Here is a 21534-nt window from a genome sequence, read left to right as displayed (position 1 = left end):
TGCTGCAAATCAATGGTGGTGATGCACATGGCCGCCAGGGCCGTGGTCGTGGCCGCAATCGTGGTCGCCGATGATCTGGTCCACCACGTAATCGACGACATCGTCGAACGGCACCGTGTTCTGCTGCGCGCCCGCATCGGCTTCGCGCATGGCTTTCACCGTCGCGACATTGTTGGCGATTTCATCGTCGCCCAGGATCACGGCAAACGCCGCGCCGCTGGCATCGGCTTTTTTCATCTGCGTCTTGAAGCTGCCGCCACCGTTGCTCGCTGCGCAATGTAGCACAACGTCCAGGCCCGCATCGCGAATCCGCTCGGCCAGCACGAACGCTTGCAAGCCAGCCTGCTCGCCCTGGTGCACCAGGTAGACGTCGCACTGGGCCGGGGCTTCCGGCTCGGCTGCATCCTTCATCAGCAGCACCAGGCGCTCGACGCCCATGCCGAAACCGACGGCGGGCGTCGATTTGCCGCCGAACATTTCCACCATGCCGTCATAGCGGCCGCCGGCGCAGACCGTGCCTTGCGCGCCCAGCTTGTCGCTGACCCATTCGAACACCGTGCGGTTGTAGTAATCGAGGCCGCGCACCAGGCGCGGATTGATGGTGAACGGGATATTGTTGTGGTTCAAGATCTTCTGCACGCCGTGGAAGTGCGCCAGCGATTCCTCGCCCAGGTAGTCGAGCAGCTTCGGCGCGCCATTGACCAGGTCCTGCATGGCAGGATTCTTGGTGTCGAGGATGCGCAGCGGATTGCTGTGCAGGCGGCGCTTGGCCTCTTCGTCGAGCAGTTCGCTGTGGCTTTCCAGGTAGGCGATCAGGTCGGCGCGGTGGCGCAGGCGCTCGGCCGCGTCGCCGATCGAGTTCAGTTCCAGGCGGATGCCTTCCAGGCCCAGGTCATCCCACAGTCGGCGCGACAGCATGATGATCTCGGCGTCGATGTCCGGGCCCGTGAAGCCGATGGCTTCCACGCCGAACTGATGGAACTGGCGGTAGCGGCCTTTCTGCGGACGCTCGTGGCGGAACATCTGGCCCTTGTACCACAGGCGTTTCGGGCCTTCGTAGACGAGATTGTGCTCGACCACGGCGCGCACCACGCCGGCCGTGCCCTCGGGGCGCAGGGTCAGGTTGTCGCCGTTCATGGAATCGGTGAACGAATACATTTCCTTTTCCACGATATCGGTCACGGCGCCGATGGCGCGCGCGAACAGTTTCGTCTCTTCCACGATCGGCGTGCGGATTTGCTGGAAGCCGTAGCTTTGCAGCACGGATTGCGCCGTATTTTCAAACAATTCCCACAGCGGGGCGTCGGCGGGCAGGATATCGTTCATGCCTTTGACTGCAGTGATTTTGTCGAGCTTTTTATTTTCGGACATAGTGTTCTTCTTTACTTTTTTATCGGATCGGGCTCAGACGGCAACCGTGTTTCCGTAGTGACTCTTTACATAATTCAAGACGATGTCCTGGAATTCCTCGACGATGCGCTCGCCGCGCAAGGTGACGACTTTCTCGCCGTCCACAAAAACAGGCGCGGCCGGCGACTCGCCCGTGCCGGGCAGGCTGATGCCGATGTTCGCATGCTTCGATTCGCCGGGACCGTTGACGATGCAACCCATGACGGCCACGTTCATCGCTTCCACGCCAGGATACGATTTCTTCCACTCCGGCATCTGCTCGCGCAGATATGTCTGGATGTTGTCGGCCAGCTCCTGGAAGGTGGTCGACGTCGTGCGGCCGCAGCCGGGACAGGCGATCACCATGGGCGCGAACTTGCGCAAGCCCATGGTTTGCAGGATTTCCTGGCCGACGATGACTTCGCGCGTGCGGTCGCCGCCCGGCTCGGGCGTGAGCGAGATGCGGATGGTGTCGCCAATGCCTTCCTGCAGCAGCACGGCCAGGGCCGCCGTGGACGCCACGATGCCCTTGCTGCCCATGCCCGCTTCCGTCAGGCCCAGGTGCAGCGGATAGTCGCAGCGCTGCGCCAATTCGCGGTACACGGCGATCAAATCTTGCACACCAGACACTTTGCACGACAGAATGATCTTGTCGCGGCCCAGGCCCAGCTCTTCGGCGCGCACGGCATTTTCAATGGCCGACGTCACCAGCGCCTCGTACATGACGGCTTGCGCCGGCCACGGTTCGGCACGGCCCGCGTTTTCGTCCATAATGCGCGCCAGCAATGCCTGGTCCAGGCTGCCCCAGTTCACGCCGATGCGCACCGGCTTGTCGTAGCGGCACGCCGCTTCGATCATCTGCGCGAACTGCGTATCGCGCTTGGCGCCCTTGCCCACGTTGCCCGGATTGATGCGGTACTTCGACAGCGCGCGCGCGCAATCGGGATAATCGTTGAGCAGGGTATGGCCGTTATAGTGGAAATCGCCCACCAGCGGCACGTCGATGTCCATCTTGTCGAGCTGTTCGCGGATGTAGGGCACCGCCGCAGCCGCTTCCGGGCGGTCCACCGTCAGGCGCACCAGTTCCGAACCGGCACGCGCCAGTTCCTTGATCTGGATCGCCGTGCCGATGGCGTCGGCCGTATCCGTGTTCGTCATCGACTGCACCACCACGGGGGCGTCGCCGCCCACCCAGATCTGGCGCTGGCCATGTGCGATCAACACCTTGCGGCTGTCGCGGCGGCCGGAAGGGCCGGAGCCGATCGCTGTTTTCGAGGTAGCCATCATATTATCTTGTGAGTTTGCTTATTTATTTAAACTACTTGCTTAAACGACTGATTTCAATATTTTATTGATGCTTGTTTGATAATTACTTAATGCTCACGCGCGAAATCGTGCCACCGGCTACGGTGGGCAGATCCAGCTTGGCACCGCGCAAGGTTGCCTGCACAACACCAGGCTTGCCCACCACCAAGGTGGCCGGGCCCGTGATATCGAATGTTTCCGTGCTGCCCGCCTTGACCATGCGCGAAATCAGCGGCGTGGTGCCGGGACGGCGGATCTCGACCCAGGAGTCCTGCTCCACCTTCAGCACCAGCGCATTCGCGCCCACGGCAGGGGCGGCAGCGGGCGGCGTGACGGCAGCCGTGGCCGCTGGCGTCGCTGGCGTCGTGGCCGGCGCAGCGGCTGGCGCAGGCGCCGCGGCGGCCGGCGCCGAAGCGGCGGCAGAAGCCGGCGCTCCCGTCTGCGTATCGTTGCCTGGCGGCGGCGGCACGGAAATCAGGGGCACGGACGGCGTCTGCACGGGCGTCAAGTCCTGGCCCGGCTTGATCAGGGTCGTTTCCACGGGGCCCACTTCCGCATGCGCCGTTTCCTTCTCGGCGTGCGAGGACAGCAGGCTGGCCGGCACATAGCCGAGTTTATACGCGCCAAAGGCGGCTGCCACGACGACGGCCACGGCGCCGGCGATCCAGAGGGGAGTCTGGTTCGACGAACGCTGCGTCATCGACGGGAAGCGCGATTCCGAAAACGTGGCGGAAATCTCGCGCCGCACGGGCGCGGCCGGGTCTTGCGCCGGCGCCGGATGGACTTCGATCATGGCCACCAGCGGCGCCGCGTCGAGCCGCACCACCTTGGCATAGGCGCGCACGAAGCCGCGCACCACGGCCAGGTTCGGCAAGGCCGCCATATCGCCCGCTTCCAGCGCGATCACCTGGCGCGGCGCCAGCTTGAGCTGGTCCGCCACCTGTTCCACCGGCCAGCCCAGCGTTTCGCGCTGCGCCTTCAACTGTGCACCTGCCAACGCCAGATTGCCCTGGGGCTGCTGCTGAGGCGTTTCTGCCCACTCTGAATTCATTGGTATCCCTGTTTCACTCATCAAACGCCCCATTTTGATAAGCAGCATATTCGGGGGAGCCGGAATGGTGGTTGCGCAAATGCGCTCCCAGGCCAGCTTCCGCGCCCGCATCCCCGAGCTTATGCTGCACCTTGATCCCGAGCCACAGCACATCGGCCGTCTGGCTCTCCATTGTTGTTATCTTACCGAGCCGCTGCCAATAATAAGCTGCCTGCCGGTAGTCCTGCTGTTGGTAATACACGCGCACCAGGCCGGCGTTCGTCACTGCCACGTCCGGTGCGATGCGTACGGCGCGCAGCAAGTACGCGCCCGCACGCGGGTAATCGTTCAGGGCCAGGCTGCAAGCGCCCCCGTTATTGAGCGCTTTTTCCGGCGATACATACGCAGAGTCTGCCAATGCCGCATCGAAATACGCCAGCGATTGCGCGGCGCGTCCCGTCTGGCACAAAAACAGGCCGTAATTATTGCTCAACTCAGGATTGTGGGGCGCAAGGCGCAAAGCGTAAAGGAAATCTTTCTCGGCAGACGCAGTTTGCCGCTGGGCCGCCAGAATCAGGGCGCGCACGCCATAGGCTTGCGCATCGTTCGGCGACAACAGCACGGCTTGCTCCGCTTCCGCCAGGGCCACGTCCAGCTGGCCTTGCGCATAATACGCGCTGGCCAGCTGCAGGCGCAGCGCGGCACGCTCCGACGCACCCGCCCGGACGTCGCTGGAAACAGCGTCCGGCGTGGATGAGGCGCAGCCGACCAGCAGCACAGCCAGGCTAACAGCAGCCACGGCGAGCGAGCGTTGGTGAGCCATGCCTTCCCTCATCAGGAGCGGATTTCCACGATCTTGCCGAAATTGGCGCCAAACTTTTGTTGATATTCAGTCATCTTTTCCATGCGTTCCTGCACCCGCGTGCGATCCTTGACTTCGCCGGCCAGCTGGCCGCAGGCCGCATCGATATCGTCGCCGCGCGTCTTGCGCACGGTGGTGATGATGCCGCCATCCATGAGCACCTGGGCAAACGCCTTGATGCGCGGGTTTTTCGAGCGGAACAGGCCCGACTCGGGAAACGGGTTGAATGGAATCAGGTTGAACTTGCAGTTCACGCCGAACTCGCGGTCTTGCACCAGCGCCAGCAGTTCGCGCGCGTGCTCGTCGCTGTCGTTGACGCCATCGAGCATGCAGTATTCGAAGGTGATGAAATCGCGCGGGGCGAATTCCAGGTAGCGCTTGCACGCCGCCATCAATTCCTTCAGCGGGTATTTCTTGTTCAGTGGAATCAGCCCATCGCGCAAGGTGTCGTTCGAGGCGTGCAGCGAGACGGCCAGGGCCACCGGCACTTCCTGCGACAGCTTGTCCATCATCGGCACCACGCCCGAGGTCGACAGGGTCACGCGGCGGCGCGACAGGCCGTAGGCGTTGTCGTCAAGCATCAATTTCAGGGCCGTGACGGTCGGCTCGAAGTTCAGCAGCGGCTCGCCCATGCCCATCATCACCACGTTGGTGATCTGGCGCTCGCCTTTCGGGCCCGGTTCGATGCCCTTGGTGCGGCGCAATTCAAATTCCGCCATCCACAGCTGGCCGATGATTTCGCCCACGGACAGATTGCGGTTGAAGCCTTGCTTGCCCGTCGAGCAGAAACGGCAGTTCACGGCGCAGCCGGCCTGGGTCGAGATGCACAGGGTGCCGCGGTTGTCTTCCGGGATGAACACGGTCTCCACGGCATTGCCATTGCCTACGTCAACGAGCCACTTGCGCGTGCCATCCGTCGACGTATGGTCGCTGATGATGGCCGGGGCGCGCACTTCGGCGCGCGTGGCCAGCTTGTCGCGCAGCGACTTGGCCAGGTCCGTCATGGCGTCAAAATCGGAAGCGCCGAACTGGTGTATCCAGCGTTGCAATTGTTTCGCACGAAACGGTTTCTCTCCCAACTCGGCGCAGTAGGCGATGAGTTGCGCGGGATCAAGGTCCAGCAAGTTGGTGAGGGTCGTCGTATTCATGATCTTGTCTATTCTAAAAATCCGTCCCCGCGCGCATCAGGGGCAAAGCACCACAGCGCAGCGGGAACAGGGGGTGATAAGTTATTTCACAGATAACGCCAGGAAATAACGTTATCTAAGGCAATTAAGCCTTCAGTTCTGGGAAGAAGTAAGCGATTTCCACTTTAGCAGCTTCGACAGCGTCGGAACCGTGTACGGCGTTGGCGTCGATCGAATCGGCGAAATCGGCGCGGATCGTGCCTTTTTCTGCTTTCTTCGGATCGGTCGCGCCCATCAGGTCACGGTGGGCCAGAACGGCGTTTTCGCCTTCCAGGGCCTGGATCATGACTGGACCGGAAACCATGAAGTCGACCAGATCCTTGAAGAAGCCGCGCTCTTTGTGCGCTGCGTAGAAGCCTTCAGCTTGTTCGCGCGACAGTTGGGTCATGCGTGCTGCAACGATTTTCAGGCCAGCGTTTTCAAAACGGGTGTAGATTTGACCGATTACGTTTTTTGCAACTGCGTCTGGTTTGATGATCGACAGGGTGCGTTCGATTGCCATGTGTGAAAACTCCAATAAAAAGAAAGGTTTAAAACGGTAAATTGATAACTCAATCAACCTTTGATTTTACCATACTCCACCCCATATCACCCAGACAGGCAGGTGGCCATCTTCTGGCCTTGCCTGAGTTTAATGAAATCTTAAGCTGGTTTTTTTGTAAAAACCGGGGTCCATGCTATCCTTGGGCAAAGCAGTAATTTGAATTGACAACACGGAGGCACTATGAATCAGAACATGCAACGCACCTTTGACCTGTCGGGGGGCATGCAGCAAGTCCGCCACCAGGTCTTGCGCAATACTTACTGGCTGCTGGCACTGTCCATGATACCGACCGTGCTGGGCGCCTTCATCGGCGTGCAGATGCACTTGCCGATGCTGACCGGCGGCATGGGTTTCATCATCTTCATGGCCGTCGCATTCGGCTTCATGTACGCGATCGAAAAAACCAAGAACTCGGGCCTGGGCGTCGCCGTCCTGCTGGGCTTTACCTTCTTCATGGGCCTGATGCTCACGCCTATCCTGACGCGCACGCTCGGCTACTCGAACGGCGGCATGCTGATCATGACGGCATTCGGCGGCACGGCCACCATCCTGGCCGTGATGGCGACGATCGCCACGGTATCGAAGCGCGACTTCTCGGCCATGGGCAAATGGCTGTTCGCCGGCGTGATCGTGCTGATCCTGGCATCGGTGGCGAACATCTTCCTGGGCCTGTCGGCACTGTCGATCGTGATCTCCATGGTCGCCATCGCCATCTTCTCGGCCTACATCCTGTATGACGTGCAGCAAATCATCAACGGCGGCGAGACGAACTACATCTCGGCCACCCTGCGCATCTACCTGGACGTGTACAACATCTTCACCAGCCTGTTGTCCCTGCTGGGCTTCGCTGGCGGCAGCCGCGACTAAGCGCTAACGCAAAAACGCCCAGGGCGGCGTTGCAGTGCCTCGCCGTAGTAGTCGTACTGTCTTCGGCACCGCGCCTTGCCCTGAACGTTTTATGCGCTGCGCTTATGCGCCAGAGCATGAAAATAAAAGCCGACCCGCGGGTCGGCTTTTTTACGCCTGTCGAAGCTAGCTGATTCTCTCCGCCACCTCCCGCAGGCAGGCGCGGGCGCGGTCCAGGGTCGGGTTGTCGCGCTGGGCCGCATACACGGCGTAGGCGGAATGCGAGAACTCGGGCGCGTCGCGCACGCGGTACAAGAGTGCTGCGTCGAGATAGGGCTGGGCAGAGCCGATGCGGAAGTAACTGGCGCCGCCCACTTCCAGCAGGTAGACGAGGGCCAGCGGACCCAGCGAAATCGACACGGGCGGGCTGCTCAGTTCCGGATACGCCGCCTGGTGATTCGCCGCAAACGCCGGCCCCCAGTCCACGTAAACGTACTTATCGACAAGCATCTGCCCGTCCGCGCGCGTGGTCACCATCACCAGTTTTTCCTCGGCCAGCAGCTCGCTGACGAGGCCGGGACGCTGCGGCGGGTTGTACAGCACGGCCAGGTCCAGCGAGCCGTCGTGCACGGCGTCGAGCAGGCGCGCGGGACTGTCGACTTCCGCGCGCAAGGCGATCTCGGGACAATCGCGGCTCATGCTTATGAGCCAGTCGCCCAGCAAGGGCTGCCACAGGCTCAGTTCGCAGCCAATGCTGACAGCGTCATCGCGCCCCGGCGGCAAGGCTACCTGGTGGCGCGCCCGCTCCCACACCTGCACCATGGTGGCCGCATGGCGCATGAAGCGTTCGCCGGCCGGCGTCAGGCGCGCGCCCGCCTTGTTGCGCACGAACAGCTGGCGCCCCAGTTGCTGCTCCAGCGTGCGGATGCGCGCGCTGACGGCCGTCTGCGTCACGTGCATGCGCTCGGCCGCCATGATGAAGCTGCCGCAGGAAGCCACTTCGAGAAAGGTACGCGCTTGATTGATATCCATCAAGCGATGATATCAGCTGACGCGCATCTCAACTGACACGCTCGTAGCCACCGAGCACGCCCTGCTTCGACAAGACCCACTGCCACAGCTGCAGGTCGCGCGCGCGGAAGGCGCCCGCGCAGGACAGCAGGTAATACGACCACATGCGGTGGAAGCGCTCGCCCAGCTGGGCCGCAAACTGCGGCCAGGCCTGCTCGACGTTCGCGTGCCAGGCCATCAGGGTCTTGTCGTAGTCGGCGCCGAAGTTGTGCAGGTCTTCGGCGACAAACAGATCATCGATGGCGTCGCCGATCTGGCCGATGGAGGGCAAGTCGCCATTCGGGAAGATGTATTTGTCGATCCACGGGTCGCACGTGGAATGGCGTTTATTTTTGCCTATCGTGTGCAGCAGGAACAGGCCGTCGTCTTCCAGGCAGCGGTGCGCCACTTCCATGAAGGTGCGGTGGTTCTTGTGCCCCACGTGCTCGAACATGCCGATGCTGACGATGCGGTCGAATGTTTCATTGGTGTCGCGGTAATCCTGCAGACGGAAGTCCAGCCGCTCGCCGCCCGGCATGGCGCGCGCATACTCGACCTGCTCCTTGGAAATGGTCACGCCCACGCACTGCACCCCGTATTTTTCCGCCGCATAGCGCATGAAACTGCCCCAGCCGCAGCCGATGTCGAGCACGCGCATGCCCGGCTCCAGGCGCAGCTTGCGGCAGATCAAATCGAGCTTGGCGTCCTGCGCCTCGGCCAGGCTGGCCGCATCCTTCCAGTAGCCGCAGGTATACGTCATGCGCGGATCGAGCATGGCCGCATAGAAGGCATTGCCCAGGTCGTAGTGCTCCTTGCCCACCATCCAGGCGCGGCGCTCCGTCTGCAGGTTGAACAGGCGCGCATACAAGGCGTGGAACGCCAGGCGCATGGGCCGCACATCGTCGGCCACGCGGGCGCGCAGCAAATGGCAAAAGAATTCGTCGAGCTGGTTCGCATCCCAGTCGCCATCCATGTAGGCCTCACCGAGGCCCAGGTTGCCGCTGGCGAAAGCCCGTTCCGGCACGCCCGGTTTGCGCAGCTGCATGTCCCAGGCGGCGCGGCCATTCAGGTGGATGTCGGCCCTGGCCAGCAGCTGGGCCGCTTCGCGGGTGAGACGCGTGTCGTGCTGAAGTCCGGCGCTGCCTGCCGGTGTGTGTTGCAACTGCATGCCTGCTTGTGTCGTTTGCTGCGTGTTCATGCCCTGCCGCCTCCAGATGATTGTCGGTGCCGGCACGCGCCGGCAAGCCCGCTCAGAGGCCCGGCGCCGCGCCAGCAATAAAATTATCCGCCCGCCATGACCATCTGGATAATGAAACATCATGGTGATTCATATCAAAATATTTGCTCCAAAATGATTTCAATCAATTATTTTGTGGAAATATCTTATACAAGAAGCGCACCGTAGCATGAAAAAAGCCGCCCGTTCGGCGGCTGTTCCCTGCGCGTTCGCGGCAATCCGCACGACGATCAAAAGTCGTGATTCGATGGATACTTGCTGTAAAAATCGTTATCCCACTTGAAGTTGGTGAACGCCACCGTCATCGATACGTCGAGCGCCTCGACGAAATGCCAGCAGCCGACGGGCAGGAAGAGGATTTCACCGGGCGCCAGCACGCATTCGCGCACCTGCACGCCGGCCATCAGCGGGTAGCGCTGCAGGTCGATGGCGCGTCCGTCGACGGGCGTAAAACAGTGGCGCTGGTTGTACACGCGCGCCACTTCGCAGGCGGCCATGATGCGCAGGCGCTTGCGCCCTTGGACTTGCGCCATGAAGTTGTTCGTCAGGTCGTGGTGGAAGGGCGTCACCGTGCCGGCCGGGCCGAACCACAGAAAGCCTGTGGGGCCGCCACTTTGCTCCAGGTATTCGGGCAGCTGGCCGATGTCGTCCCACAGTTCGCGCAAGGCCTGCCGGTTTTGCGAATCGTTGTTCGCCGTCATATAGAAATCGTTGGTCGCGCCGCTGCCCTCGACCAGGCTCGCGTACTCGCCGAAGGCCATCTTGCGCTTGTGCGCCACGCTGTTCATTTCATACTGGGCATCGGCTTCGCGGCCGAACTGCACTTCCACTTCGCGCTGCCCGAAATGTTCGCGGAAATAGGCCGGGCTCCACTTGGCCATGGCGGGCCAGTCGTCCAGCATGCCCGTGATGACCACGGGCTGGTTGGTGCAATAGTATTCATCCAGGAACTCCTGCGCGCAGAGCCTCTCGCGGCGGGGAATCTCGGGCGGGCGCAGCTGGTTCAGCTTGCGCTGGATGTCGATCACCCAGTCGCGCTTGGCCAGTCGGTTCGACAGGCGCACGGCGCCGGCCAGGTAGGGACTCTGCAGCGCCAGCTCCACTTCGCGGCGCGCCAGCGCTTCCGTGATGCCGGCCTTTTGCAGCACCGGCATCAGCGCGGACGGGTGGCTGCCCAGCATGAGGTTTTCCGCGATCCAGCTGCGCCACTCGCGGCTCAGTTCCTGTTCCGGATGTTTTACTCCCAATGTCGATACTGCCGCCATCACCCGTCTCCCGTGTGTTTTCATGACTCGACGGCCGGACAGCATGGCTATCCGGCCGCTTCTTACGCTACATCAACATTACCGCACTTTCCACACTTCGGTCGCCAGCACGCCGTTCGCGTCGCCATCGAGTTCCCACGAGAACGCGCCGCGCAAGCCCTGGTCCTTCACGTACTTGACCTTGGTGCCGATGACGGTCGGATCGTCATAGCTCCACCACTGGCCGCCCGCCCCCGTGTACAGGTACAGCTGCTTGGTCACGGGATGGTAGTAGCGCGTGCCGCTCTTGGCGACGAGGATTTTATAGTCCTCGATGCCCGACTCGTAGGTGCCCGGCGCCGTGCCCGTGGCCGCCTGGTACAGGCCATCGCCGTTCGGTCCCGGCGCCACGCCCGTCCAGCCGCGGCCATAGAACGGTATGCCCAGCAGCAGCTTGTCGCGCGGCACGCCGGCGGCAATCATGTACTGCACCGCCTTGTCGCCCACGTACTCGCGCGCCATGCCCGTCGACGGATCGGCAGGGTCGGCAAACAGCTGGGCGTTGAAGTTGGTGCTCGTTTCCCAGCCGCCGTGGAAGTCGTACGTCATCAGATTGATCCAGTCCATGTACTGCGAATACAGGGCCGGTTCCGTGTTGTCGATCTTGTCCTTGCCGGCGCCAACGGCCGCCGTCAGCAGGTAGCGCTTGCCGTTGGCCGCGCCCAGCGCATCGAGCTGGCTGCGGAATTCCGCCATCAGCAAGGTGAAGTTGCGCTTGTCGTTGGGGCTGACCGTGTTGTACGGCTGGCCGCCGCCCACAGGGTATTCCCAGTCGATGTCGATGCCGTCAAAGATGTTGGCCGCCGCACCCGCGCCGCCGCGACCGCCCTGCACCGGCAGGTTGCCCTTGATATAGATATCGATGCACGAGCGCACCATCTGCTTGCGCAGCGCATCGGTGGCCGAACCGACGGAGAAGTTCTTCGACCAGCTCCAGCCGCCCAGCGAGATGAACAATTTCAGGTTCGGGTGCGCCGCCTTGAGCTTCTTCAGCTGCAGGAAGTTGCCCGACAACGGCGCATCCCAGGGGATGGCCTGGCCATCGACGGTGCGCTTCGGCGTGCGGATGTAGTCAGCCTCGGCATCGCCGCCCGTGCCCGCGTCCGGCGAATTCGGATTCGTCGCGCCCGGTTCGGCCTTGGTGATCATGCCGCATTCATAGCCGCCGTTCTTCGGATAGATATTGCCGAAAGCGTAGTTGATAAAAGTCAACTTGTCGGCCACGCCGCTCGTATGCACGTTCGCCACTTCATAGTCGCGGCCATATACGCCCCATTGCGCGAAATAGGAACCGACTTCGCGGCCCGTTGGGGTTGGAGTAGGTGTCGGCGTTGGAGTGGGCGTTGGAGTGGGCGTTGGTGTCGGTGTCGGCGTTGGAGTCGGCGTTGGAGTAGGTGTCGGCGTCGGCGTGGTGCTGCAGATTTCCAGGCTGGTCCACGGCTTGCCCGTGCCGGCCGCGCCGCTGCTGGTCGACGGGTTGTCGCCCTGCGTCCAGTAGTTGGCGCGGTAATTCGTGCCCGCATAGCTGACGGTGGCGCCCGCGCTGTAGGCCGTGCCGGCCGCCCACGCCAGTGCGCACGTGCCGCCGGTTGGCGTCGGTGTCGGGGTAGGCGTCGGGTTCGGCGTTGGCGCCGGAGTCGGCGTCGGGGTGGGCGTCGGGGTCGGCGTGGGAGTCGGGGTCGGCGTGGTGCCGCCGTCGCAGGTACCGCCGGCGCTCCACAGGCTAGGCGTGGCAACGGGATTCCAGCCCGAGCCCACGTGATCGGTCTGCGTCACCAGGGCCGTGTAGTTGGCGCCCAGGTAAGTGACCACCGTGCCGGCGTTATACGTGCCGCCCTCCTGCCACGGCACGCAGGCGACCACCGTGCTGGCCGCCAGCAATTGCGAGCCTGCCGGCGCGCTGGCGTCGCCACCGCCGCCGCAAGCCGCCAGCACGCCACCGCTGGCCAGGCATACCATCATGTTCCTGATCGTTTTCTTGAGTATTGAATTTTCCACGCTGTCTCCTGTTCAGGTTTGCGGAAATACCACTCTGCTTCGATGAAAAGCTACCCTGTGATTTTGTTTTTTTGCAGTTGCAAGAACAGCATGCTGCTGAAAAAATAGGCGGTCAAGTGGTTTTGAAGTGGCATCAAAGTGGCCAATACCACTTTGAGCAGAAAGCGCAGCGGCTTATACGAGTGGCGTGTTGTCCTACTGGACAATGAAAAAACGGCAGAGGGAGGATGAAAAAAGACGCTGGATCTGAAAAAGACAGACCAGTTTTTTAATACGCTGTAAGTGGTATTAGCGCGGAATCAGGGCCAGCGCATGGGGGAGCTTCAGCGCGCCTGAAAAACGTTCAGAGCAAGGCGCTTTGCCGAAGACAGTACGAATAGTACGGCTAGGCAAGGCAACGCAGCTATGGACGTTTTCTCAGGTGCGCCCTCAGACCAGATCAAATACTGCCATCGATTCCACGTGCGAGGTATGCGGGAACATGTTCACCACGCCCGCCTTGCTCAGCACATAGCCCGCTTCCAGCGCCAGGATGCCGGCGTCGCGCGCCAGGGTCGACGGGCTGCACGAGACATAGACAATACGTTTCGGCATCAGGTCAGGACGCACTTGCGACAAGCCGACCAGCGCCTGGCACAGGGCCATGGCGCCATCGCGCGGCGGGTCGACGAGGATGCGGTCAAAACGGCCCAAGGCGATCAGGTCTTCCGTCGTCACTTCGAACAGGTTGCGCGTCGAAAACGAGGTTTTTTCCGCCAGGCCGTTGGCCAGCGCATTTTCCAGCGCCCGCTCCGTCAGGGTGGTGCTGCCTTCGATACCGACCACTGCGCTGCCCTGCGTGGCCAGCGGCAAGGTGAAATTGCCGAGGCCGCAGAACAGGTCGGCCACGCGGTCGGTCGGCTGCACTTCCAGCAAGCGCAGCGCTTTCGATACCAGCACGCGGTTGATGTGGTGATTCACTTGCGTAAAATCAACAGGCTTGAACGGCATCTTGACGCCGAATTCCGGCAGCAAATAGTGCAATTGCTTGTCCAGCGGATAGAACGGCACGGCCGTTTCCGGGCCTTTCACCTGCAGCCACCATTGCACGCCGTATTCGTCGGCAAAGGCCTTCAATTTCGTTTCATCGTCCGCCGTCAAAGGCGCCATGATGCGCAAGACCATGGCGGTGACGTCTTCGCCCACGGCCAGTTCGATCTGCGGCATCTGGTCGAAGATGGACAGCGACGCAATCAATCCACGCAGCGGCAGCAGCATGGCGGAGATGTGCGGCGGCAAGATTTCGCAGCTATCCATGTCGGCGACAAACGCCGATTTCTTTTCATGGAAGCCCACCAGCACGGCGTCCTTCTTCTTGACGTGGCGCACGGACAGGCGCGCGCGGTAGCGGTAGCCCCAGGTCGGGCCATACATGGGGCGCATGATGCTTTGCGGACGCACCTTGCCGATATGCCACAAGTTGTCTTCCAGCACGCGCTGCTTGATGGCCACCTGGGCCGACGGCTCCAGGTGCTGCATGGAGCAGCCGCCGCAGTTGTCGAAATGCTTGCACTTGGGCGTCACGCGCATGGCCGATTCCCGGTGCAGCGCCGTCATGCGGGCCATTTCCCAGTTCTTCTTTTTCTTGAACGTCACGAAGCTGACGCGCTCGCCCGGCAATGCGCCTTCGACAAACACGACCTTGCCCGGCGAGCCGTCTTCGTTCTCAATATGGCCAACGCCACGGGCGTCCATGTCGAGCGATTTGATTTCGATGATATTTTCTTGCATAGCGATCAATAGGTAAGAGTGGGCCAGGACGCAGGGCCGCGCTGGAACTTGAAGGAATGGGGGAAAGTCAGGCGCCGCGAGCGGGGCGTATGATAGCAGATGCGGCCCCGGAAATACCGGGACCGGGCGTCCTAGAGCAGAGAGTCGCGCACGACGCCGCGCGCGGCCATGGCGCGCTTCAGTTTAATCAGCGCTTCCTGCTGGATCTGGCGCACGCGCTCGCGCGTCACGCCCATTTCCTCGGCCAGGGTTTCCAGGGTGGCCGGATCGTCGTTGTCGAGGCCAAAACGGCGCATGATGACGACCCGCTGCTTGTCGGGCAGCTTGGTCAGCCAGTCGCGCACGAGCACCGTCATTTCATGGTGTTCCGCGCGCGCGTCGGGGCTGTCTTCGCTGGCGCCGGGCAGCATGTCCATCAGCGACGACTGCGGGTCGTTGTCGAGCGGCGCGTCGAGCGAGGTGGCATGCTCGGACAGGGCCAGGATATCCTGCACCTCTTCCACGGGACGGCCCACCAGGTGGGCGATGTCTTCCGCGGTGGCATCCTTGCCGTCGTGGTGCTGGGCTTCCAGGTGGTACTTGCCGCGCAGAATTTGATTCAGTTCGCGCACCATGTGCACGGGCAGGCGCACCGTGCGCGCCTGGTTCATGATGGCGCGTTCGATGCTCTGGCGTATCCACCAGGTGGCGTAGGTAGAGAAACGGAAACCGCGTTCGGGCTCGAACTTGTCGATGGCCCGCATCAGGCCGATATTGCCCTCCTCGATCATGTCGAGCAGGACCACGCCGCGGTTGATGTAATGCTTGGCGATCGACACGACCAGGCGCAGGTTGTGCTCGATCATGGTTTGCCGGGCTTCGAAATTGCCCTGCTTGGCCAGGGTGGCGTAATGCACCTCTTGCGCCGCCGTCAGCAGGGGGCGCGTGCCGATCTGGTTCAGATAGTGCTGCGTGGTATCGGTCGACAGCTCGGCCGCCAGCACTTTTTTCAGTTCATCGACACTTTCGACCAGCACGCTGACGCTGGCCACTTCGCCGCCCTCGCCAGCGTCGACGGCGTCAATGCCGTCGAGTTCGCCGGTATCGTCCGTCACGACTTCGTCTGCCCCGTCTTCCGGCAGTTCCGGGTCATCGTCCAGCTGGTCGTGCGGCGCGTGTGTCATTGCTTTACCTAACGGTTAGGCAGGAATTTCGAAGGATCGACAGGCTTGCCCTGCTGGCGGATTTCAAAGTGCAGCTTCACGCGGTCGGCATCGGAATCGCCCATTTCGGCGATGGCCTGGCCTTTGTTGACGTTCTGCCCTTCCTTCACCAGTATGCTGCGGTTATGCGCATACGCCGACAACAAGCTATTACTGTGCTTCACGATAACAAGATTACCATAACCACGGATTCCGCTCCCGGCATACATGACTTTTCCTGCGCCGGCTGCCACCACTTGCTGGCCCGCCTTGCCGGCGATATCGACGCCCTTGTTCTTGCCCTCGTCGAAAGTACCGATGACCTTGCCTTCGGAAGGCCACATCCAGCTGATTTTCTCGTCGCCTGGCGCCGATGCCGCAGGGGCTGCCGCTGCGGCGGCCGGTGCGGCGGCGACAGCTGCTGCCGGCGCTGGCGCTGGCTTGGCGTCGGTGCCGCCGCCATCGGCGCGCAACTCGGCCAGGGTGGCGTCGGAATACGCGCGTTTCTCGCCGCGCGGACCGGATTTCTTCGGCACGGCCGGCGCGGCCGGCTTGACTTCCGTCGCCGGCGGCATGACGATGGCCGACGTTTGCGCGCCGCCCGTGTCGCCGTTCGGCGGCAGCACGCGCAGCACCTGGTCGACCTTGATGTCGTTCGGATTGCTCAAGTCATTCCATGCCACCAGGTCGCGGTAGTTCTGGCCGTGTTCCAGGGCGATGCGCAACAGGGTGTCGCCGCGCTTGACCGTGTAATAGGCCGGGTCGCGGTCGCGCGGATCGCTGGCGGCGGCGCTGCTGCTCGATGGGTGGCGCTCGACGACGGGCGCCTGGACGCCCGTCGTGCCGCAACCGCTCAAGAGCGCGGCCAAGGTGATGCCACATAGAAGTATGTTACTTTTCTTAATCATTCGCATGTAATTGTATGTCCTGCTTGCTAGCTGATCCGGGGATCATATGGTGCCCGGGCGCAAAGGCACGAAATGGCAATCTTCCAGGGTTTGGCTAGTCCATTCCATTTTCCCCACCCGGGTAATGAGTTGTAAGTGTTGCAATTTAGCCCCCACCGGCGCAACCAGACGCCCGCCGGGCGCCAGCTGTTCCAGCAGGGCTTGCGGGACTTCCAGGCCGGCAGCGGCAAGGATGATCCCGTCGAAGGGCGCCGCCTGCGGCAGGCCAAGCATACCATCTCCGTACTGCAAGCGCAGATTCGACACGCGCAGCGGACGCAGATTGGCCTTCGCCAGCTCGTGCAGGGGCCGGATGCGCTCGATCGAATACACCTCTTTCGCCACCAGCGACAGCACCGCCGCCTGGTAGCCGCAACCCGTGCCGATCTCCAGCACGCGCTGCAAGCTGCCGCCATTGCGCATCACTTCGATCATGCGCGCGACGATATACGGCTGCGAGATGGTCTGGTGATGGCCGATGGGCAGCGAAGCGTCGATATACGCCTGCGACGCCAGCGCCTCGTCCATGAACATATGGCGCGGCACGGCCTGCATGGCGTCAAGCACCACCTGGTCCTTCACGCCCTGCTTCGCGATGCGCGCCACCATGGCCCGGCGCACGGCGTCCGACACGAGCGGATTTTGCCGCGGCGCCGCCGCCACGGCAGGCTGCGCCCGCTGATTGGCGATGGCCTGCGCGCGCGACGGCGCGATGGGCGCCGTGGCGCCGTGCAGCGGGGCGCCGCCGCGGGCCGCATTCTGCGCCGCATTCTGCGTGGCCGTCTGCGGCGTGGCGATGCGCGACTGCGCCAGCGACTGCCCCCCGCCCTGCCTGGCGGGCTTGCCGGCCAGCGAATCGAGGGAAAGGGGGAAGGTGCGCGGCTTATCAGTCATAGTCAGCGGTCATGGTCAGCGGTCATGCCAGGCCCTGGGCCAGAGCATCGAGTTGAGTAGTATGCGTCAGGTCGATCTGCAGCGGGGTGATGGACACTTGTCCTTGTTGCACCGCGTAAAAATCCGTGCCGGGACCGCCTTCCCTGGCGGCGCCGGCGGGGCCGATCCAGAAGATTTCCCGGCCACGCGGGTCGAGCGCGCGGATCACCGGCTCGGCCGAATGGCGCTTGCCCAGGCGCGTGGCAACCACGCCTTGCAGTTGCTCATAGGGAATCACCGGTATATTGACATTCAACAAATACGGCTTTTGCAAGGCGTCAAAGCGACGTTCGACGATCTCGCGGGCCACGCGGGCCGCCGCGTCCAGGTTGGCCCAGCCAAACTCGGACTGCGAAAAGGCGATGGCCGGGATGCCGAACAAATAGCCTTCCGTGGCCGCAGCCACGGTGCCGGAGTACAGGGTATCGTCGCCCATGTTGGGACCGTTGTTGATACCGGAGACCACCAGGTCGGGACGTTCGATGAGCATGCCCGTCAGCGCCACGTGCACGCAATCTGTGGGCGTGCCGTTGACAAAATAAAAGCCGTTGGCTGCCTTGTGCACGGACAGGGGCCGGTCCAGCGACAGCGAATTGGATGCGCCCGAGCGGTTGCTGTCGGGCGCCACCACCACGATCTCGGCAATCGGCGCGAGCGCGTCGGCCAGTGCCGCAAGACCCGGCGCCAGGTAGCCATCGTCGTTACTGATAAGAATTCTCATAACGGGATTTTACCTGAAGCAGTGCCAACACTGCGCGTGCGGCGCGCCGATCGGCAGCATTTTTTATGGCGGCGCACCGGCATGGCGCGCCGCCTCAGCGCTGCTCGATGCGCGCTTCCGACAAGGCCCCTTCCAGCGCCTGCACCTCGTCCTCCTGCAAGGCCAGCAAGGCATCGAGATCACCTTGCAATTTATACATTCTCTTCAACTGCGCCATGCCGCGCTTGCGCAGCTTGCCCGGCACGCCGGGCCGCAGCAGGCATGCCTTCAGATGCTCGGCCAGTTCGCCCGCCTGTGCATACTGTTCGCGCTCGATCATGCCTTGCAACATGCCGATCATGCTGGCCAGGGTTTCCGGTTCCGCCACCTCATGACCGCTGGCGCGGCCCGCGAGGATGGTGGCCTGCAGGTGGCGCGCGCTATCGAGCACGCTGTCCGCATGCGCGTGCGCCTTGTCGCCCGCCGGCGCGTTCAGCAGACGCTCACTGCCGCTGAGCACGTCATCTTCCAGCAGGCGCGCCGCCGCGCTGTCACCCTGCTGCTGCAAGGTGCCGGCCAGCTGCGTCTTGCTGTGCAAGGTATCGAGGTGGTCTTCGCCCAGCAGGCGCGCATGGACTTCCAGCACTTGCTCCTGCACGCTGCGGGCGGCGTCGAGCTCGCCACGGCGCAACAGGGCCTCGGCCAGCTTGCGCTGGCTCATCAGGGTTTCCGGATGGTCCAGCCCCTGCGTGCGCTCGCGCGCCGCCACCTGGTCTTCATGCAGCTGGCGAGCACCGGCCCAGTCACCCTGCCCGGCCGCGATATCGGCCAGCAAATCGCGCGTGGCCAGGGTGGCCGCATGGTCGCCGCCCAGGCGCCGCTCCTGCGCCTGCAGTACGGCGTCGAGCAGGCGCCGCGCGCCTTGCAGGTCGCCGTCGCGCCCCAGCGCTTGCGCGAGGGCCAGCTTGCTGCGCAAGGTGTCGCCATGTTCGGCGCCGAACAGGCGTTCGCGCGCCGCCACCACCTTGGCCAGCACTTGCTGCGCCTGTCCCAGACGCCCCATGCGCAGCAAGGTGGCGGCGCGGCCATCCATCGCCCCCAGGGTTACCGGATGCTCGCCGCCCAGCAGGCGCGCATAGCTGGCCAGCACCGCATCCTGCAGCAGCAGCGCTGCCGCCAGCTCTCCCTGCTGGGCCAGGGTCTGCGCCAAGCAGGCCCTGGCGGCCAGGGTGTCGGGATGCTCGGCGCCCTGCAGGCGTTCGCGCACGTCGGCCACGTCTTCCTCGAGGAAACGCGCTTCGTCGAGCTTGCCCTGCTGGCGCAGCAGGCGCGCCATGCCGCTCTTGCCGGCCAGGCTGTCGGGGTGCTCCTCGCCCAGCAGGCGCACGCGGATCTCGACGCTTTGCCGGAAGGCGTCGAGCGCCTGCGCGGCACGCCCATCCTTGCGGTACAACTCGCCAAGGCGGGCCAGGTCGCGCGCCAGCGGCAAGGCCACGGCACGCGCCGGTTCGAGCAGCAAGGCCTGGCGCGCTTCGCTGATGGCGTCGAGCAAGGCGATTTCACGGCTCGATTGCCAGGGGAAATAGCCGCCCGTCATCCAGTGCAAAAAGGCTTCGAAGGTGCGCGTCAGGGAAAAGCGGTCGCCGCCCTGGTCTATGCGCACGGCCAATTGTTCGCCATAGGCAAAGGTTTTCGTCTGCTGCAGCTGGACTTCGTCGAAATAGCTGTCGAGGGCGATCTGCGGCAAGCCGTAGGAGGTGCGCAGCAGCCGTTCGAACATGGGCTGGAAGCCGGCGATGCCCTTGTGCGCGTCGCCGCGGCGCCATTCGGCGCGTTGCGCGCCATCGCCCATTTCTATGCGCGAGGGCAAGGGATACACGAGCAGCGGGCGCTGCTCGTCTTCATGGCTGCGCCGGTACTCGATGGCGCGCGTGACGAGCGCATCGACGCCTTCCAGGCTTTGGCGGTTTGGCGTGAAGACCACCACCAGCTTTTTCGGCAGCAAGGTGGTGCAGATGCCGGCGCTGTCCGTGCGCCCCGTGCGCGAATCGACGAGCACGTAGCGGAAATGCTGGGCCAGGGTATCGGCGAAGCAGCGGAACAGGGCCGGGCAGGTATCGAACAATTGATCCCAGCGCATCTGCGCCAGGCGCTCGCTGTAGCTGGCGTCGAAACGCCCGGCGCGCATCAGGTACAGCGGGCTGCCCTGGTCGACGCGCACCACGTATTGCTGCCAGTCGATGGCGTCGAGCACGCGCTGCGCCAGCAGCGCATCGTCGCGGCCCGCGCCCTGCCCGCCCCCGCCTTCCAGGCTGAAACGTTCGAGCTGCTGACGGCAGGCCTCGAAGAATTCCAGGACGCCGGGACGCTCCTCGTGCTGCTCGAAGTAATGGTGCAGGCCCGGCGCCTCCATGTCCCAGTCCAGCATCAGCACCGGTACGCTGGCGTTTTCGCGGCGCGCCAGCAGCACGGCGATATTCGACAGCGCCATGGTGCGGCCCGTGCCGCCCTTGTAGGAATAGAAGGTGACGACTTCGCCAGGGGCGCTCAGAGGCGGTAGTGACAGGCGTTGGCATTCCATGACAGGACCTTTTGACGTGGATTAACGTGGAAAGTGTGGCGGCGGAACGGCGCGCCATTCCGGCGGAATATCGGGCAACACGAAGCGGCTGCAATCGTGGCCAGGCGGTGTCGAACGCTTGAGCAAGTGGTAGTGCGTGGCGATACGCTGCACGATGCGTTCGATGTCGGGCAGGTATTGCGGATTCGACTTCAGGTCGCCGCTGGCCAGGGTATAGCCGGAGAAATCGACGTACAGGCCCGATTCCGTGATTTGCGGCGGCAAGCCATCGGGGTGGCGCGTCATGATGATGGGAATGATCAAGTGGCTGGGCAAGTCATACCAGCCGCGGCGCTCCTGCTCGATCAATTGCATGGCAGCAAACTCACGCCGGGTGTAGCCGTGCGCTTCGTATTTCGGCGTGTACAGCACGATCATGCACACGCTCTGGCACATGGCGCGCGCCACGCGCAGGTCGATGTCGTCGCCGCCGCCCAGTTGCTCGCTGTCGATGAACAGGACTTCCTCGCGGTCCAGATGCGGTTCCAGATAGCAGGCCAGGGCCTCGATGAGGTCATTCTTGAACTTGTTCATGAATGCATATTGGCCGTGCGCATAACTCAAGAAACAGCCGTAGCGGATCTCCATGGCATCCCCCTGCTTCCCCGTGCGGCTTTGCCGTCGCCGCGCC

Annotated in this window: 18 protein-coding genes; 1 reads left to right on the top strand and 17 read right to left on the bottom strand. The window is 63.1% G+C overall.

Translation table 11 applies throughout. The annotated features are described in order from the left end of the window. Positions 1 to 9 precede the first annotated feature (9 nt). The 6 genes from hisS to ndk all read right to left on the bottom strand — a co-directional run bounded on the left by hisS (position 10) and on the right by ndk (position 6275). On the bottom strand, positions 10 to 1371 hold the full coding sequence (gene hisS / locus BXA07_RS07505; protein ID WP_076566952.1) for a histidine--tRNA ligase: 1362 nt from the start codon (positions 1369 to 1371) through the stop codon (positions 10 to 12). A 33-nt stretch (positions 1372 to 1404) separates the two neighbouring features. Continuing rightward, positions 1405 to 2673 (bottom strand): flavodoxin-dependent (E)-4-hydroxy-3-methylbut-2-enyl-diphosphate synthase, encoded by a 1269-nt coding sequence (gene ispG, locus BXA07_RS07500; protein ID WP_076567160.1) that lies wholly within the window; start codon positions 2671 to 2673, stop codon positions 1405 to 1407. 85 nt (positions 2674 to 2758) lie between these two features. Beyond that, positions 2759 to 3745 carry a helix-turn-helix domain-containing protein gene (locus tag BXA07_RS07495; RefSeq protein ID WP_076566950.1) on the bottom strand — a complete coding sequence of 329 codons (987 nt, stop codon included), beginning with the start codon at positions 3743 to 3745 and terminating at the stop codon, positions 2759 to 2761. A 13-nt stretch (positions 3746 to 3758) separates the two neighbouring features. Next, a complete protein-coding gene (gene pilW / locus BXA07_RS07490; RefSeq protein WP_076567158.1) occupies positions 3759 to 4547 on the bottom strand; it encodes a type IV pilus biogenesis/stability protein PilW in 789 nt (262 codons plus the stop codon). An 11-nt stretch (positions 4548 to 4558) separates the two neighbouring features. Further along, the gene (gene rlmN, locus BXA07_RS07485; RefSeq protein WP_071326298.1) at positions 4559 to 5734 is read right to left on the bottom strand and encodes a dual-specificity RNA methyltransferase RlmN; all 1176 of its coding nucleotides are present in this window, start codon (positions 5732 to 5734) and stop codon (positions 4559 to 4561) included. Positions 5735 to 5858: 124 nt separating this feature from the next. After that, positions 5859 to 6275, bottom strand: a complete 417-nt coding sequence (gene ndk / locus BXA07_RS07480) for a nucleoside-diphosphate kinase (RefSeq protein ID WP_070223377.1) — start codon at positions 6273 to 6275, stop codon at positions 5859 to 5861. 222 nt (positions 6276 to 6497) lie between these two features. On the opposite strand from ndk, the gene BXA07_RS07475 reads away from it, so the two are divergent. Beyond that, positions 6498 to 7184 carry a Bax inhibitor-1/YccA family protein gene (locus BXA07_RS07475; RefSeq protein ID WP_034752039.1) on the top strand — a complete coding sequence of 229 codons (687 nt, stop codon included), beginning with the start codon at positions 6498 to 6500 and terminating at the stop codon, positions 7182 to 7184. A 165-nt stretch (positions 7185 to 7349) separates the two neighbouring features. Here BXA07_RS07475 and BXA07_RS07470 read toward each other — a convergent pair whose 3' ends face one another. From BXA07_RS07470 to BXA07_RS07420, 11 genes are all read right to left on the bottom strand, one after another. Then, positions 7350 to 8195, bottom strand: a complete 846-nt coding sequence (locus BXA07_RS07470; protein ID WP_076566948.1) for a LysR family transcriptional regulator — start codon at positions 8193 to 8195, stop codon at positions 7350 to 7352. Positions 8196 to 8223: 28 nt separating this feature from the next. Beyond that, positions 8224 to 9411, bottom strand: a complete 1188-nt coding sequence (gene cfa / locus BXA07_RS07465; protein ID WP_244556211.1) for a cyclopropane fatty acyl phospholipid synthase — start codon at positions 9409 to 9411, stop codon at positions 8224 to 8226. A 269-nt stretch (positions 9412 to 9680) separates the two neighbouring features. Continuing rightward, the gene (locus tag BXA07_RS07460) at positions 9681 to 10715 is read right to left on the bottom strand and encodes a cupin-like domain-containing protein (protein WP_139335466.1); all 1035 of its coding nucleotides are present in this window, start codon (positions 10713 to 10715) and stop codon (positions 9681 to 9683) included. 78 nt (positions 10716 to 10793) lie between these two features. Next, positions 10794 to 12752 carry a glycosyl hydrolase family 18 protein gene (locus BXA07_RS07455; RefSeq protein ID WP_280175046.1) on the bottom strand — a complete coding sequence of 653 codons (1959 nt, stop codon included), beginning with the start codon at positions 12750 to 12752 and terminating at the stop codon, positions 10794 to 10796. A gap of 429 nt (positions 12753 to 13181) precedes the next feature. After that, positions 13182 to 14522 (bottom strand): 23S rRNA (uracil(1939)-C(5))-methyltransferase RlmD, encoded by a 1341-nt coding sequence (gene rlmD, locus BXA07_RS07450; protein ID WP_076566945.1) that lies wholly within the window; start codon positions 14520 to 14522, stop codon positions 13182 to 13184. A 131-nt stretch (positions 14523 to 14653) separates the two neighbouring features. Beyond that, positions 14654 to 15685: an RNA polymerase sigma factor RpoS gene (gene rpoS / locus BXA07_RS07445; protein WP_076566943.1), complete on the bottom strand. Its 1032-nt coding sequence runs from the start codon at positions 15683 to 15685 to the stop codon at positions 14654 to 14656. 8 nt (positions 15686 to 15693) lie between these two features. Then, positions 15694 to 16611 carry a peptidoglycan DD-metalloendopeptidase family protein gene (locus BXA07_RS07440; protein WP_076566941.1) on the bottom strand — a complete coding sequence of 306 codons (918 nt, stop codon included), beginning with the start codon at positions 16609 to 16611 and terminating at the stop codon, positions 15694 to 15696. A gap of 42 nt (positions 16612 to 16653) precedes the next feature. Continuing rightward, positions 16654 to 17544 (bottom strand): protein-L-isoaspartate(D-aspartate) O-methyltransferase, encoded by an 891-nt coding sequence (locus BXA07_RS07435; RefSeq protein WP_076566940.1) that lies wholly within the window; start codon positions 17542 to 17544, stop codon positions 16654 to 16656. 22 nt (positions 17545 to 17566) lie between these two features. Then, complete coding sequence (gene surE, locus BXA07_RS07430) at positions 17567 to 18304, bottom strand: 5'/3'-nucleotidase SurE (protein WP_076566938.1); 738 nt, start codon at positions 18302 to 18304, stop codon at positions 17567 to 17569. A 94-nt stretch (positions 18305 to 18398) separates the two neighbouring features. After that, positions 18399 to 20864: a tetratricopeptide repeat protein gene (locus BXA07_RS07425; protein ID WP_170909620.1), complete on the bottom strand. Its 2466-nt coding sequence runs from the start codon at positions 20862 to 20864 to the stop codon at positions 18399 to 18401. 21 nt (positions 20865 to 20885) lie between these two features. Next, positions 20886 to 21491 carry a toll/interleukin-1 receptor domain-containing protein gene (locus tag BXA07_RS07420; protein ID WP_076566937.1) on the bottom strand — a complete coding sequence of 202 codons (606 nt, stop codon included), beginning with the start codon at positions 21489 to 21491 and terminating at the stop codon, positions 20886 to 20888. Between the last annotated feature and the right edge of the window lie 43 nt (positions 21492 to 21534).

It is taken from the genome of Janthinobacterium sp. TND4EL3 (assembly GCF_900156175.1).
Lineage (GTDB): Bacteria > Pseudomonadota > Gammaproteobacteria > Burkholderiales > Burkholderiaceae_D > Janthinobacterium.
The sequence above is the reverse complement of the archived record's forward strand: the minus strand, read 5'-3'. Positions and strand labels throughout refer to the sequence as shown.

Excerpts from the sequence above, each read along its gene's own strand:
- BXA07_RS07495 (WP_076566950.1), bottom strand. The coding sequence starts at position 3,745 with ATGAATTCAGAGTGGGCAGAAACGCCTCAGCAGCAGCCCCAGGGCAAT.
- ndk (WP_070223377.1), bottom strand. The coding sequence starts at position 6,275 with ATGGCAATCGAACGCACCCTGTCGATCATCAAACCAGACGCAGTTGCA.
- surE (WP_076566938.1), bottom strand. The coding sequence starts at position 18,304 with ATGAGAATTCTTATCAGTAACGACGATGGCTACCTGGCGCCGGGTCTT.
- BXA07_RS07475 (WP_034752039.1), top strand. The coding sequence starts at position 6,498 with ATGAATCAGAACATGCAACGCACCTTTGACCTGTCGGGGGGCATGCAG.
- BXA07_RS07420 (WP_076566937.1), bottom strand. The coding sequence starts at position 21,491 with ATGGAGATCCGCTACGGCTGTTTCTTGAGTTATGCGCACGGCCAATAT.
- BXA07_RS07460 (WP_139335466.1), bottom strand. The coding sequence starts at position 10,715 with ATGGCGGCAGTATCGACATTGGGAGTAAAACATCCGGAACAGGAACTG.
- BXA07_RS07435 (WP_076566940.1), bottom strand. The coding sequence starts at position 17,544 with ATGACTGATAAGCCGCGCACCTTCCCCCTTTCCCTCGATTCGCTGGCC.
- pilW (WP_076567158.1), bottom strand. The coding sequence starts at position 4,547 with ATGGCTCACCAACGCTCGCTCGCCGTGGCTGCTGTTAGCCTGGCTGTG.
- ispG (WP_076567160.1), bottom strand. The coding sequence starts at position 2,673 with ATGGCTACCTCGAAAACAGCGATCGGCTCCGGCCCTTCCGGCCGCCGC.
- BXA07_RS07440 (WP_076566941.1), bottom strand. The coding sequence starts at position 16,611 with ATGATTAAGAAAAGTAACATACTTCTATGTGGCATCACCTTGGCCGCG.
- BXA07_RS07470 (WP_076566948.1), bottom strand. The coding sequence starts at position 8,195 with ATGGATATCAATCAAGCGCGTACCTTTCTCGAAGTGGCTTCCTGCGGC.
- hisS (WP_076566952.1), bottom strand. The coding sequence starts at position 1,371 with ATGTCCGAAAATAAAAAGCTCGACAAAATCACTGCAGTCAAAGGCATG.
- rlmN (WP_071326298.1), bottom strand. The coding sequence starts at position 5,734 with ATGAATACGACGACCCTCACCAACTTGCTGGACCTTGATCCCGCGCAA.
- rlmD (WP_076566945.1), bottom strand. The coding sequence starts at position 14,522 with ATGCAAGAAAATATCATCGAAATCAAATCGCTCGACATGGACGCCCGT.
- cfa (WP_244556211.1), bottom strand. The coding sequence starts at position 9,411 with ATGAACACGCAGCAAACGACACAAGCAGGCATGCAGTTGCAACACACA.
- BXA07_RS07425 (WP_170909620.1), bottom strand. The coding sequence starts at position 20,864 with ATGGAATGCCAACGCCTGTCACTACCGCCTCTGAGCGCCCCTGGCGAA.
- rpoS (WP_076566943.1), bottom strand. The coding sequence starts at position 15,685 with ATGACACACGCGCCGCACGACCAGCTGGACGATGACCCGGAACTGCCG.